The sequence below is a fragment of the Pseudomonas sp. NPDC088414 genome (assembly GCF_044753325.1).
GTDB lineage: Bacteria > Pseudomonadota > Gammaproteobacteria > Pseudomonadales > Pseudomonadaceae > Aquipseudomonas.
In genome coordinates this window covers 1-12,899 of record NZ_JBIVMY010000023.1, presented here as the reverse complement: position 1 = coordinate 12,899, position 12,899 = coordinate 1, and the positions used below count along the sequence as shown (strand labels likewise).

The window sequence follows — 12,899 nt, the reverse complement described above, 5'->3', positions numbered from 1 at the left end:
AAACTTCTCTTGAGTACGTGGGATTAATCAGCGGACGGCGCGGGATCAGCCGCGCTCGCCTGCCAGCCATTCCAGTTGGACTTCGTGCTGACCGCGGTCGTCGGTGACGAAGATCGTGCCTTCGCTGATCATCACGTCCCACTTGATGACACGCGGCATGTCCTTGGCCAGGGTTTCCAGCACTTCCTGCGGCACGGCGGCGATATTGACGTTTTTCAGGTTCTTGGCTACCGGTACGACTTTGCCTTCCCATACACGCAGGCTGCCATAGGCCAGCAGGCTGGTGCGTTCGGTGCGACGCGAGCACCAGGTCAGGCGATCGGCGTCCGGCTGGCCGACTTCGATCCAGTGCAGCACGCGGTCATCCAGGCTTTTTTCCCACAGTGCAGGTTCATCCACATCCGACAGACCACGGCCGAACGACAGCAGTTCGTTGTACCAGAGGGCGTAGGCCAGCAGCCGCACGGTCATGCGTTCTTCGGTTTCCGAAGGGTGACGGGCGATGGTCTGCTTGACGCTCTCGTAGACGCCACGGTCGAGGTCGGTGAGGTTCAGTTCGAATTTGTAGGTGGTAGACGGCTGGGCCATGAACGGGCTTCTTGATACGAGGAAAGTCGGCAAGTCTAACCGATGCGGTAGGCAATCATCGAATTGATGGCGATCAACCTGCGGCGTCTGACAGCCGGCTATGTTAAAACGCTGTATCCGCTCAGCCTTGTCCTACAGGATTCAGTATGCCGTTCGCCAACAAACCGCTCAGCGGTGTGAAAGTCATTGAATTGGGTACGTTGATTGCCGGGCCGTTTGCCTCGCGCATTTGCGGCGAGTTCGGCGCCGAAGTGATCAAGATCGAATCGCCCGACGGCGGTGATCCGCTGCGCAAGTGGCGCAAATTGTATGAAGGCACCTCGCTGTGGTGGTTCGTCCAGGCGCGCAACAAGAAGTCGCTGACCCTGAACCTCAAGCATCCGGAAGGTCTGGCGATCCTGAAAAAACTGCTGGGCGAAGCCGACATCCTGATCGAAAACTTTCGCCCCGGCGTGCTGGAAAAACTCGGGCTGAGCTGGGAAACCCTGCACGCGCTGAATCCGAAACTGGTGATGGTGCGCCTCTCGGGCTTCGGCCAGACCGGGCCGATGAAAGATCAACCGGGCTTCGGTGCGGTCGGCGAATCCATGGGCGGCTTGCGCTACATCACCGGTTTCGACGACCGGCCACCGGTGCGCACCGGGATCTCCATCGGTGACTCGATTGCCGCGCTGTGGGGCGTGATCGGTGCGTTGATGGCGCTGCGTCATCGTGAGGTCAACGGTGGTCTCGGCCAAGTCGTCGATGTCGCGTTGTACGAGGCGATTTTCGCCATGATGGAAAGCATGGTGCCGGAGTTCGACGTGTTCGGTTTCACCCGCGAGCGCACCGGCAACATCATGCCAGGCATCACGCCGTCATCGATCCACACCAGCGCCGACGGCAAGCACGTGCAGATCGGCGCCAATGGCGACGCGATCTTCAAGCGCTTCATGCTGATCATCGGCCGCGAGGATCTGGCCAACGACCCGACACTGGTGAGCAATGACGGGCGCGACACCCGCCGCGACGAGTTGTATGGGGTGATCGACCGCTGGGTCAATTCGCTGCCGCTGCAAAGCGTGCTCGATTTGCTCAACCAGGCAGAAGTACCGGCCAGCCGGATCTTCAGTGCCGAAGACATGTTCAGCGATCCGCAGTACCTGGCCCGGGAAATGTTCCTGCAGGCGAAACTGCCGGACGGCAAGCCTTTCAAGATGCCGGGGATCGTGCCGAAACTCTCCGAGACACCGGGTACGTCAGAATGGGTCGGGCCGCAGCTCGGTGAACACAATGCGCAGGTACTGCACGATCTTGGCTACGACGAACAGCAGATCGCCCGCTTGCGCGCAGACGGAGCTATTTAAGCTGAAACATTGGCAGACATCGGACGCCAACCGCGCTCACCATTGGTGGACGTGGCGGCTGTTCGGCCTGCTGTTTCTGCTCGCCCTGCCCGCCTGGGCGCAAGCCAAACCCACGCTGGTCTGGCTGTTGCGCGACCTGCCGCCCCTGACCATCTTCGAAGGCCCGAAAAAGGGCCAGGGCGTGATCGATCAACTGCTGCCGATGCTGATCGCCGGCATGCCGCAATACGAACACACGCTGATGCGGGTCAATCGCGCCCGTGGCATGCAGATGCTGCACGAGCCGTCCTTCACCTGCGACCCCTCGCTGATCTGGAGCAAGGAGCGCACGCAATGGATCGCCTTCTCTATCCCGGCGTTTCGCGCTGTCAGTAATGGTCTGGTGGTGCGTCAGAAAGATCGCAACGTCCTGGCGCCGTACCTGATCGACGGAGAAGTCGATCTGACGGCATTTCTGGCCAACGGCGAAACCAAAGTCGGAGTGGTCGCCGAGCGCAGTTACGGCGAGTATCTCGACACGCTACTCAAGCAGGCCCCGGACGGTGCGCTGACGCCGCATTATGGCAACGACGCCCTGAGCAGCCTGCTGTCAATGCAACGCCTGGGGCGTCTGCAAGTAGTGTTGGGTTACTGGCCGGAGATCCGCTATCAGGCGCAGCAGGCGCAAATTGCCGAAGATGAACTGGTGTTCTACCCGATTCGCGGCACCGGCAAGTATCTGTCTGGCTATGTCGGATGTTCCGATACGCCCCAGGGCCGTCAGGCGATCAGCGAGATCAACCAACTGCTGCGGACCCTGCCCCATGAGCAAATGAACCAGTCGTACGCCGACTGGCTGGACCCCGAAATGCGCACGGATTACCTGCAACAGGCGCGGATTTTTTTCGAGCAGCAAGCCGCACCATAAAACCTGCGGGCAAAAAGAAACCCCGAGAAGTGGGGAGACGACTCGGGGTTAAACGCGGTCTACATAAAGACCCGTAGCAGCAAGCGACAAGCACCGGAGCACAATGCTTGATCCTGCTGTTATGGGGTCTGACTGACGGGGATGCAGGAAGGTTCCCACAAAAAATATTTCATCTTCACAATGCTGCACGCTTATCGAGTGCTGCGTTGCGCAAGGCCGCGATCACACAGGGTTCCAGTCGCCCCTCGGCGATCAGGACGTCGCGGTGCAAACCGTCGACCACATCGGTCAGCAGGCGCTTGTCGCTCAACTGCGCCTGATTGAATTCGCGCTCCACCACGAGGGCGCCGCTGCTGTTTCTCAAGGTCACCAGGCACTCGCCATGGGCACCGCGGGGGGTCAACGTCACCTGATACGGGCTCAGAGCCTCACCGAGCAATAGACTGATACTTTCCATCTCGATCTCCACTCAATAGTCCGAAAACATTGTGCCTGGGGCGTGTTCACCATAAATGACCACCGGCCCGAGAAGAAAGTTCTGAATACCGCGCTGCTCCCGGAGCAGTGAGCGGTCTGTCAGAGCATGCACGGTGAAGATGACAGAAACATAACCGTCGGCTCAAGCTCGCGCCGGCTGGGCTGCCGCTTGCAGGTAGGTGTCCAGCAGCCCGCGCATCAGCACTGCCGAGACCGGCGTCTGCAGGCGCCCCAGCAGCGTCAACGCCTGCTCGTGCAGCAGGCTTTCGAGATCGCTCAGCAGACCCGGTGCTACTCGCCCCAGCAGAATGAGCGCGCTGGCCTGCCGTTCGGTCGCCAGATGGCGGATCAGCGCCAGGCCTTCTCCGCCTTTCAGCTGCGGATCGCAGATCGCGATGTCGACCCGGGTGCGCCGCTCCAGCGAGCTGCGTGCCGAGGCCAGCGATGGTGCCGTGAGTACGTCATAAATACCGACCGCGTTGAGCATCTGGTGCAACGCCATCATTCGATAAGGATCAGGTTCGAGAATCAGGACTTTGAGCGAGCGCATGGGCGACCTCGGAAACGGCAATCGCGGACGCGTCCGCAGTTGCTGCCCACTTTAGGGCAGCCTCCTTCAGTCCCCCATCGGAAAAAGAGGCGCGTGACATAGGAAATTTCCCTATATCGATGCGGACACTATCCCGCCGCCGCACCACGCTGGGTGATATCCGTCCAGCCCCCGAGCAGACCGCGCAATTCCCCATTGGCGCTGTAGAACGGGACGGTCCACTGGTAGATTTCCCGATTGCCATCGCTGAATTGCAAACGGCGTCGGCTGAAGCGGGTCCTGCGTGTTCTCAACTGAATCATGAACTCAGCATGCAGCATGTCGGCGGTGGCTCGCGGTAGCGCATCGACGTCGATCAAGCGGCATCCCTGCACCTGCTCAAAGCGGAGCGACAATGCCTCTTCGTAACTTTTGTTGCACAGGATCAGGCGCCCCTCCAGGTCACGGACAAATACCGGATCAGGCATGGCATCAATCAATGCGCGCTGGAAGACCAACTGATCGCCGAGTTCGCCTTGCACGTCCCGATGCTGTTTGATCACGGCCGCCATGCGCCGATTCCATAACAGCGACATCACACAAAAGCCGCCCACCAACACCACCCCCCAGCAGCTTGAGCGGAGCCAGTGCTGCCAACCGGCGGCGGCCGGTTTCGGCCCGATGCCGCCCAGCCATTTCAGGCGAATGGCTCGCAGTTCGGAGGCCGGGAACGCTTCGAGCGCCTTGTTCAGAATGCTCAGTAATTGCGGCTGGCCTCTGCGCACCGCCAAAAGATCGGCTTCCCATTTGCCTTCCAGCAGTTCGCCGACCTGGAGCAAGCCTGAGGGATAGAGCTGCGCACCGATTTCATTTTCGATGGTGGCATAGGCCTCACCGCTTTCGACCAGCGCCCGCGCCTCGGCATAGGTTTTCACCGAACGTAATTCGATGGACGGATAATCGCGTCGGATCACCCCCTCCAGCGCATGCCGACCCGGCAATACCAGTACCCGTTTGGCCAACTGCTCCAGCGATTGCACCCCCGGCTCGCCGGCGCGACCGACAAATACCCAGCCGGCACCGCCAAAGGCATGACTGAAATCCAGACTCAATCGGCGCTCATCATTCATCGCCAGGGTCGTGCTCATATCGGCGGCACCGGTCTCCAGGCGCTCGAGCATTTGCGCGGTGGAAAACGACTCGCGGTAAACGAATTGCAACCCGGTCATGGCACTGATGCGTTTGAGCACATCGTTGTTCAAGCCGCTCCAATGACCATGCTCATCCAGAAACAGGTACAACGGGTACTGCTCCGCCGCCACGATCACCGTCGGGTTATCGCGAACCCATTGCCGCTCGGCTTCATTCAGCACAACGGTGCCGATGTTCAACTGCTCTTCATCATGCGCCAGATGCGCCGCAACGCCCACGCGCCAGCCAACCAACAGGTACAGCAGAAAAACCCGCTTCAGGGTGTGTTTCCATCCTCTTTCAAACAGCATTGCCACTTCCTTCGAGATCGACTCACCCGTCCTTCATGGGCGAAAACCCGAGCAGTGTGGCAGCACAAACAAAAAAGCCCGTCAGGAGACGGGCTTCAAAATGTGACAGCTTTTTCGGCTTACAGCGGCTTGCCGCGGTTGCCATGCTGGCTGACAAAGGCCTGTACGGCTTTCAGCTCGTTTGGCAGAACGGTGCAGCGCTCGTTTCGCTCAAACAAATCAGAAAGATGTGCAGGCAGTTCGAGAGCTTTTCCTACACCCGCTTTCTCCACGGCATCCGGGAATTTCACTGGATGGGCAGTGCCCAGGATCACCATCGGGATGTCCAGGCTGCGACGGCATTCGCGGGCAGCACGCACGCCAATGGCGGTGTGCGGGTCGAGCACTTCGCCGCACTGCGCGTAGACTTCGGCGATGGTTTCGCAGGTCTGCGCATCGTCCACGGCCAGCGAGTCGAACAGCTTGCGGGCTTCGGTCCAGCGCTCTTGCTCGACGCTGAAACCACCGCCCTGCTTGAACGAATCCATCAAACCGGCGATGGCCGCACCGTTGCGACCGTGCAGGTCGAACAGCAGGCGTTCGAAGTTCGACGAGACCATGATATCCATCGACGGCGACAGCGTGGCGTGCAGGGTTTCCTTGACATACTGGTTGCCGCTCATGAAGCGGTGCAGGATGTCGTTGCGGTTGGTGGCGACGATCAACTGGTTGATCGGCAGGCCCATGTTGCGCGCCAGATAACCGGCGAAGATGTCGCCGAAGTTGCCGGTCGGCACCGAGAACGCCACCGAACGCGCCGGGCCGCCCAGCTGCAGGGCTGCGTGGAAGTAGTAGACGATCTGGGCCATGATCCGCGCCCAGTTGATCGAGTTCACCGCTACCAGGCGCGTGCCCTTGAGGAAGCTCTGGTCGGCGAAGCTGTTCTTGACCATTTCCTGGCAGTCATCGAAGTTGCCTTCGATGGCGATGTTGTGGATGTTCTCGCCGACAATCGTCGTCATCTGCCGACGCTGCACTTCGGACACACGGTTGTGCGGGTGCAGGATGAAGATGTCGACGTTTTCGCAGTGCTTGCAGCCTTCGATGGCGGCCGAACCGGTGTCACCCGAGGTGGCACCGACGATGACCACGCGCTCGCCGCGCTTTTCCAGCACGTAGTCGAGCAGACGACCGAGCAGTTGCAGGGCGAAGTCCTTGAACGCCAGGGTCGGGCCGTGGAACAGCTCCAATACCCATTCGTTGCCGTTGAGCTGACGCAGCGGCGCAACGGCGCTGTGCGAGAACACACCGTAGGTTTCTTCGAGGATCTTTTTGAAATCGGCGTCCGGGATGCTGCCGGTGACAAACGGGCGCATCACGCGGAAGGCCAGCTCGTGATACGGCAGGCCGGCCCAGGAAGCGATTTCTTCCTGGGTGAAACGTGGCAGGTTTTCCGGGACGTACAGACCGCCGTCAGTGGCCAGACCGGCCAGCAGGACGTCTTCGAAATTCAGGGCCGGTGCCTGGCCGCGGGTACTGATGTAACGCATGACTGACTCCAATGGAGAGTGTGCACAACAGTGACCCCTTTCACGGGGCCATTGCAGGCCAACGACTTAGTTCAGGTGCTCGACGCGGATCCGCACAACCGGACCATTCACGCCGGCCAGGGCTTCGAGGGCGGCGATCGCATCGTTGATACGCTGCTCGACCACGCGGTGGGTCAGCAGGATCATCGGTACCAGACCGTCGTGTTCCTCGACTTCCTTCTGCATGATCGACTCGATGTTGATGCCGCGCTCCGAGAGGATGCTCGCCACCTGAGCCAGTACGCCCGGATGGTCCTTGGCCTGGATGCGCAGGTAGTAGGCGCTTTCGCAGGCTTCGATCGGCAGGATCGGATGCGCCGACAGCGAGTCCGGCTGGAAGGCCAGGTGCGGCACGCGGTTTTCCGGATCGGACGTCATGGCGCGAACCACGTCCACCAGGTCGGCGATCACCGACGAAGCGGTCGGCTCCATGCCGGCACCGGCGCCGTAAAACAGCGTCGAACCGGCAGCGTCACCGTTGACCATCACCGCGTTCATCACGCCGTTGACGTTGGCGATCAGACGATCGGCCGGGATCAGCGTCGGGTGCACGCGCAGCTCGATGCCGGCAGCGGTGCTGCGCGCCACACCGAGGTGCTTGATGCGGTAGCCCAGCGCTTCGGCGTAGTTCACGTCAGCGGTGGTCAGCTTGGTGATGCCTTCGGTGTAAGCCTTGTCGAATTGCAGCGGAACGCCGAACGCGATCGACGCCAGAATCGTCAGCTTGTGCGCCGCATCGATGCCTTCGACGTCGAAGGTCGGATCGGCTTCGGCGTAGCCCAGCGCTTGCGCTTCGGCCAGCACGTCTTCGAAGGTGCGACCCTTCTCGCGCATTTCGGTGAGGATGAAGTTACCGGTGCCGTTGATGATGCCGGCGACCCAGTTGATGCGGTTGGCGGACAGGCCTTCACGGATCGCCTTGATCACCGGAATGCCACCGGCCACAGCCGCTTCGAACGCCACGATCACGCCTTTCTCGCGTGCCTTGGCGAAAATTTCATTACCGTGAACGGCGATCAGTGCCTTGTTCGCGGTGACCACATGCTTGCCATTCTCGATGGCCTTGAGTACCAGCTCGCGGGCAACGGTGTAGCCGCCCAGCAGCTCTATCACGATGTCGATCTCAGGGTTCGTGGCCACTTCGAAGACATCGTTGGTAATCGCAATACCGGTCGTCTGGAACTGAGGCTTTGGCGTGCGCGTGGCAATTTGTGCCACTTCAATCCCACGCCCGGCACGACGAGCAATTTCCTCGGCGTTGCGCTGAAGTACGTTGAAGGTACCGCCACCGACGGTCCCTAACCCACAGATGCCTACTTTGACCGGATTCACTGTGAACTCCCCATGAAACGGCCGACGCAAGGTCGGCCGGAAAACAACCGCGTGTTCGCGGCTCTCTATTAATGGCCCGGCGAAGTTACCACCGGACCATGATCGTCAAAGGCTGACCGTGACGATGCGAATTACTTGGCGCCCAGCGCCAGTTTGGCGACTTGTGGCGCCGGCTGGTAGCCCGGAATGACTTGTCCGTCGGCCAAAACGATGGCCGGTGTGCCGTTCACGCCGATCGACTGACCCAAAGCGAACTGTTTGGAAACCGGGTTGGCGCACTTGGCGGCCTTGATTTCCTTGCCATCGACCATTTTGTCCATGGCGGCTTTCTTGTCGGTCGAGCACCACACGGCCTGCAGTTGTTCGTCACCCGGCGAGCCGAGGCCCTGACGCGGGAACGCCACGTAACGCACTTCGATGCCGCGCTTGTTCAGCTCAGGCACTTCGGCGTGCAGCTTGTGGCAGTACGGGCAGGTGGTGTCGGTGAACACGGTGATGTGCGATTTGGTCTCGCCCACCGCCGGATACACCACGGTTTCGGCCACTGGAATGGCATTGATCAGTTTGGAGATGCCCAGGCGTTCGGTCTTCTCGGTCAGGTTGACCGGTTTGCCGTCCTTGAGCTGAAACAGGTAGCCCTGAACGATGTACTGGCCGTCAGCGCTGGCGTACAGCACGCGGCTGCCCTTGAGCTTGACTTCATACATGCCCGGCAACGGGCTGGCACTGATACTTTCTACCGGAACCTCGAGTTCGAGTTTTTCCAGGCTTTGACGAATGGCTTTGTCGGCCGCGTCATCGGCGACGGCAAAGGTGCTGACCAACGCAATGGCTGCGGCGGCGAAAATCTGGGTCAGACGCATGAGAACTCCTGAAGGCGGACAAATGAAACGGTCAGAACGCCCGTGCCGGAACACCGGGTCATAACCGTCCATCGTGCAAACCGGCAAAGCCTAACACATAAGGCCCGCATGGCCGAATGCGCCTGTCGCCAGACACTCACTGCAGGGGATGACTCGAATTTCCCTGTGGCGAGGGAGCTTGCTCCCTCGCCACAAAAAGCTGACTTTGCATCAGCCTCTTGGGTGGTGCTTGGCGTGAAGGTCCTGCAGACGTGCCCGGGCCACATGGGTGTAAATCTGTGTGGTCGACAGGTCACTATGGCCGAGCAGCATCTGCACCACCCGCAGATCGGCGCCGTGGTTGAGCAGGTGCGTGGCGAAGGCGTGGCGCAACGTGTGCGGCGACAGCGATTTGCCGATCCCGGCGACCTTGGCCCAATGCTTGATCCGGTGCCAGAAGGTCTGGCGGGTCATCTGCTCGCCGCGCTGGCTGGGGAACAGCACATCGCTGGGGCGTCCGCCGAGCAGCTCGCTGCGACCATCGCGCATGTAGCGTTCGACCCAGACAATTGCCTCCTCGCCCATCGGCACCAGGCGCTCTTTGCTGCCCTTGCCCATCACCCGCAACACGCCCTGACGCAGGTTGACCTGCTCCAGCGTGAGGCTGACCAACTCGGTCACGCGCAGCCCGCAGGCGTACAACACCTCAAGCATGGCGCGATCACGCTGGCCGATGGCTTCGCTCAGATCCGGCGCCTTGAGCAGCGCTTCGACGTCGGCTTCCGACAACGACTTGGGTAACGGCCGGCCCAGTTGCGGCATGTCGACGCGCAAGGTCGGATCGACGCTGATCAGCTTTTCCCGCAGCAGGTAGCGATAAAAGCCACGTACACCGGAGAGAAATCTGGCGGTGGAGCGCGGTTTGTAGTTCTGCTCCAGGCGCCAGGACAGGTGATCGAGGATCAACTCGCGACCGGCATTGATCAGCTCGAGGTTTTTCTCCTGCAGCCAGCCGTTGAACAGCGCCAGATCGCTGCGGTAGGCACCGCGGGTGTTGTCGGACAGGCCTTTTTCCAGCCACAGGGCGTCGAGGAATTGGTCAATCAGCGGATGGTCGATGGCAGGCATGGGCGCTCAAGACACACAACCTCCGGGGCTGTGCGCAAATGTAGAGTGAACTGTAGGAATGGCCGCTAGTCTTTCATAGCCCGCAATTTCAAGGAACAGGGAGCTTCAATGAACGAGCAGCAAATTCTCTTGGCATTTGGCGGGATCGGCGTCGCTGCGCTGGGTTGCCAGTGGCTGGCGTGGCGCCTGAAGCTGCCGGCGATTCTGTTTCTGTTGCTGACCGGGATACTCGCCGGACCGGTGCTCGGCTGGCTCGACCCGCAGGAAATGTTCGGCCCGCTGCTGATGCCGCTGGTGTCGCTGGCGGTGGCGTTGATCCTGTTTGAAGGCAGTCTGACCCTGCACCTGTCGGAATGGCGCGAGATCGGCAGCGTCGTGCATCGGTTGGTGACAATCGGCGCGCTCACGACCTGGGTGGTGATCGCGGTCGCAACCCACTTCTTGCTCGGCTTCGACTGGCTGCTGGCGATTCTGTTCGGCAGCCTGACGCTGGTGACCGGGCCGACGGTGATCGTGCCGATGCTGCGGGTGGTGCGACCGAAAGCCTCGATCGCCAACATTCTGCGCTGGGAAGGCATCGTCATTGACCCGATCGGCGCCCTGCTCGCGGTGGTGGTCTACAGCTTCATCATTGCCCGCGCCGAGGGCAACGGCCTCGAACAGAGTCTGCTGACCTTCGGCGGCGTGATTGTTTGCGGCAGCGTGTTCGGGGTGGTCGGCGGCTGGGTGCTGGGCACCGTCATCCGGCGTCAGTGGTTGCCGGAATACCTGCACAACCTCGCCTCGCTGGCGGCGGTGCTGGGGATTTTCATTGCGTCCAATCAGGTGATGCACGAGTCCGGCCTGCTGGCGGTGACGCTAATGGGCATGTGGCTGGCGAACATGAAGGGCGTGGATGTGCGGCACATCCTGCACTTCAAGGAAAACCTCAGCGTGCTGCTGATTTCCGGACTGTTCATCCTGCTCGCGGCGCGCCTGGATCTGCATGCCTTGATCGGTCTCGGGCCGTTGGTGCTGATTCTGTTGCTGGTGATTCAGTTGATCGCGCGCCCGCTGAACGTGTTGTTGAGCACGGCCGGCTCCAGCCTGAGCTGGCGTGAACGCGCCCTGCTTTGCTGGATCGCCCCGCGCGGGATCGTGGCGGCGGCGGTGTCGGCGATTTTCGCGATTCGTCTGGATCAGGCCGGGCACGAAGGTGCGCTGCTGCTGGTGCCACTGACCTTCGCCGTGATCATCGGCACCGTGGTGCTGCAAAGCGCAACCGCTCGGCCACTGGCACGCTTGCTGAACGTCGCCGAACCGGCGCCGAGCGGCTTCCTGATCGTCGGCGCCAACAGTCCTGCTCGTCTGCTGGGCAAGTCGCTGCAGCAACTGGGTAGCCGCGTGCTGTTGACCGATTCGAGCTGGGAGAATATTCGTGCGGCGCGCATGGAGGGGTTGCCGACGTACTTTGGCAATCCGGCCTCGCAGCATGCCGATGCGCATCTGGATCTGGTCGGGCTGGGGCATCTATTGGCGCTGTCACCTTCAGGCGAGCTGAACACTTTGGCGGCCATGCGCTTTCGCCACGACTTTGGCCATCAACGCCTGTTTGGTCTGGCCAGCGGTCAGGAAAGCCGTCGCAGTGACAAGCACCGGGCAAGTCTTGAGCATCGCGGCAATCAGCTGGGGAGCGAGGCCCTGACCTACGCCAAGCTGGCCAGTCTGATCAGCAATGGCGCCGAGCTGTACAGCACGACGCTGACCGATGGGTTTGGCTGGGAAGATTACCAGGCACTGCATGGCAATCGGGCGACCTTGCTGTTCATGCGTGACGACAGTGGCTGGGTGCATGTGGTGACGCCGGAGACTGCTTTGAAACCGGGATCCGGGTGGACGTTGTTGGCGTTGATTCAGCCTGAGAGCAGCGGCGCCTGATAAATCGAATCGCGAGCAGGCTCACTCCTACAGTGTCCGTGTCGTAAAAAAGGTGTGGACGACACAGATACTGTAGGAGTGAGCCTGCTCGCGATGGCCGCGACTCGGTTCCGGATCAGGCAGGAAATCCGGGCAGTACCGGCACCGGCCGCTTGTCATCGTCGATGGCCACAAAGCTGAACTGCCCATGAATCGCCTTCTCGCGGCCATCGCAACTCATGCTCTCGACAAACACTTCCACCTCGACCTTGAGGCTGGTGTTGCCGACCTTGATCACTTTGCCGACCAGCTCGACGATGGAACCGGCCGGGATCGCGTGATTGAAGTCGATGCGGTCGGTTGAGACAGTCACCAGCGGCAAACGGCAGAAGCGCGTGGCGGTGATGAACGACACTTCGTCCATCCAAGCCAGCGCGGTACCGCCGAACAGGGTGTTGTGGTGGTTGGTGGTCGGCGGGAAGACGGCTTTGGTCACGCGGGTTACCGAGAGTTCGGTGCGGCGCTGGATTTCCTGGTCGCGGGTGGTCATGGGTTATTGCTCGTAAATCGCGGGCTTCCGAATACAAAGCAAGATCAAAAGATCGCAGCCTTCGGCAGCTCCTACAGGGGGACGGGTTAAATTGCAGGCAACAAAAAAGCAGCCCGTAGGCTGCTTTTTTCTGCATCGGAAGCTGGACTTAAGCCAGTTTTTCCTTGATGCGAGCTGCTTTACCCGACAGGTCGCGCAGGTAGTACAGCTTGGCTTTACGTACGTCACGGCGAC

At 60.8% G+C, this 12,899-nt stretch carries 13 protein-coding genes; 3 read left to right on the top strand and 10 right to left on the bottom strand.

Annotated elements, in window-relative coordinates:
* Positions 1-45: 45 nt before the first annotated feature.
* Positions 46-588, bottom strand: coding sequence for a YaeQ family protein (locus ACIP8I_RS18810; protein ID WP_041063193.1), 543 nt, complete (start codon positions 586-588; stop codon positions 46-48).
* A gap of 146 nt (positions 589-734) precedes the next feature.
* On the opposite strand from ACIP8I_RS18810, the gene ACIP8I_RS18805 reads away from it, so the two are divergent.
* On the top strand, positions 735-1,934 hold the full coding sequence (locus tag ACIP8I_RS18805; protein WP_400762963.1) for a CaiB/BaiF CoA transferase family protein: 1,200 nt from the start codon (positions 735-737) through the stop codon (positions 1,932-1,934).
* Positions 1,882-2,841, top strand: a complete 960-nt coding sequence (locus tag ACIP8I_RS18800; protein WP_400762961.1) for a TIGR02285 family protein — start codon at positions 1,882-1,884, stop codon at positions 2,839-2,841. The genes ACIP8I_RS18805 and ACIP8I_RS18800 overlap by 53 nt, the downstream gene beginning before the upstream one ends.
* Before the next feature lie 175 nt (positions 2,842-3,016).
* Here the strand turns inward: ACIP8I_RS18800 and ACIP8I_RS18795 are convergent, their stop codons facing one another.
* From ACIP8I_RS18795 to xerD, 7 genes are all read right to left on the bottom strand, one after another.
* The gene (locus ACIP8I_RS18795; protein WP_367083266.1) at positions 3,017-3,298 is read right to left on the bottom strand and encodes a DUF3509 domain-containing protein; all 282 of its coding nucleotides are present in this window, start codon (positions 3,296-3,298) and stop codon (positions 3,017-3,019) included.
* Between the two features lie 162 nt (positions 3,299-3,460).
* Positions 3,461-3,868 carry a response regulator gene (locus ACIP8I_RS18790; RefSeq protein WP_367083264.1) on the bottom strand — a complete coding sequence of 136 codons (408 nt, stop codon included), beginning with the start codon at positions 3,866-3,868 and terminating at the stop codon, positions 3,461-3,463.
* A 128-nt stretch (positions 3,869-3,996) separates the two neighbouring features.
* Positions 3,997-5,349, bottom strand: coding sequence for a transporter substrate-binding domain-containing protein (locus ACIP8I_RS18785; protein ID WP_400762959.1), 1,353 nt, complete (start codon positions 5,347-5,349; stop codon positions 3,997-3,999).
* Between the two features lie 119 nt (positions 5,350-5,468).
* Positions 5,469-6,878 (bottom strand): threonine synthase, encoded by a 1,410-nt coding sequence (thrC, locus tag ACIP8I_RS18780; protein ID WP_108181786.1) that lies wholly within the window; start codon positions 6,876-6,878, stop codon positions 5,469-5,471.
* A 66-nt stretch (positions 6,879-6,944) separates the two neighbouring features.
* Positions 6,945-8,249, bottom strand: coding sequence for a homoserine dehydrogenase (locus ACIP8I_RS18775; protein WP_400762957.1), 1,305 nt, complete (start codon positions 8,247-8,249; stop codon positions 6,945-6,947).
* A gap of 131 nt (positions 8,250-8,380) precedes the next feature.
* A complete protein-coding gene (gene dsbC / locus ACIP8I_RS18770; RefSeq protein WP_007967782.1) occupies positions 8,381-9,112 on the bottom strand; it encodes a bifunctional protein-disulfide isomerase/oxidoreductase DsbC in 732 nt (243 codons plus the stop codon).
* Between the two features lie 210 nt (positions 9,113-9,322).
* On the bottom strand, positions 9,323-10,219 hold the full coding sequence (gene xerD / locus ACIP8I_RS18765) for a site-specific tyrosine recombinase XerD (protein ID WP_096795208.1): 897 nt from the start codon (positions 10,217-10,219) through the stop codon (positions 9,323-9,325).
* A 108-nt stretch (positions 10,220-10,327) separates the two neighbouring features.
* Between xerD and ACIP8I_RS18760 the strand changes: the two genes are divergently transcribed.
* A complete protein-coding gene (locus tag ACIP8I_RS18760) occupies positions 10,328-12,136 on the top strand; it encodes a cation:proton antiporter (RefSeq protein ID WP_400762954.1) in 1,809 nt (602 codons plus the stop codon).
* Between the two features lie 115 nt (positions 12,137-12,251).
* Here ACIP8I_RS18760 and ACIP8I_RS18755 read toward each other — a convergent pair whose 3' ends face one another.
* Entirely contained in the window at positions 12,252-12,665 is a 414-nt protein-coding gene (locus tag ACIP8I_RS18755) for an acyl-CoA thioesterase (protein ID WP_108591035.1), read from the bottom strand.
* Positions 12,666-12,813: 148 nt separating this feature from the next.
* Positions 12,814-12,899, bottom strand: an 86-nt coding sequence (locus tag ACIP8I_RS18750; protein WP_400763044.1) for a 50S ribosomal protein L19, incomplete at its 5' end; no start/stop codon positions are given.

What these genes read in the sequence shown, in the direction of transcription:
- ACIP8I_RS18755 (WP_108591035.1), bottom strand. Translation starts at nt 12,665, where the DNA reads ATGACCACCCGCGACCAGGAAATCCAGCGCCGCACCGAACTCTCGGTA.
- xerD (WP_096795208.1), bottom strand. Translation starts at nt 10,219, where the DNA reads ATGCCTGCCATCGACCATCCGCTGATTGACCAATTCCTCGACGCCCTG.
- ACIP8I_RS18810 (WP_041063193.1), bottom strand. Translation starts at nt 588, where the DNA reads ATGGCCCAGCCGTCTACCACCTACAAATTCGAACTGAACCTCACCGAC.
- ACIP8I_RS18805 (WP_400762963.1), top strand. Translation starts at nt 735, where the DNA reads ATGCCGTTCGCCAACAAACCGCTCAGCGGTGTGAAAGTCATTGAATTG.
- ACIP8I_RS18785 (WP_400762959.1), bottom strand. Translation starts at nt 5,349, where the DNA reads ATGCTGTTTGAAAGAGGATGGAAACACACCCTGAAGCGGGTTTTTCTG.
- thrC (WP_108181786.1), bottom strand. Translation starts at nt 6,878, where the DNA reads ATGCGTTACATCAGTACCCGCGGCCAGGCACCGGCCCTGAATTTCGAA.
- ACIP8I_RS18790 (WP_367083264.1), bottom strand. Translation starts at nt 3,868, where the DNA reads ATGCGCTCGCTCAAAGTCCTGATTCTCGAACCTGATCCTTATCGAATG.
- ACIP8I_RS18760 (WP_400762954.1), top strand. Translation starts at nt 10,328, where the DNA reads ATGAACGAGCAGCAAATTCTCTTGGCATTTGGCGGGATCGGCGTCGCT.
- ACIP8I_RS18795 (WP_367083266.1), bottom strand. Translation starts at nt 3,298, where the DNA reads ATGGAAAGTATCAGTCTATTGCTCGGTGAGGCTCTGAGCCCGTATCAG.
- dsbC (WP_007967782.1), bottom strand. Translation starts at nt 9,112, where the DNA reads ATGCGTCTGACCCAGATTTTCGCCGCCGCAGCCATTGCGTTGGTCAGC.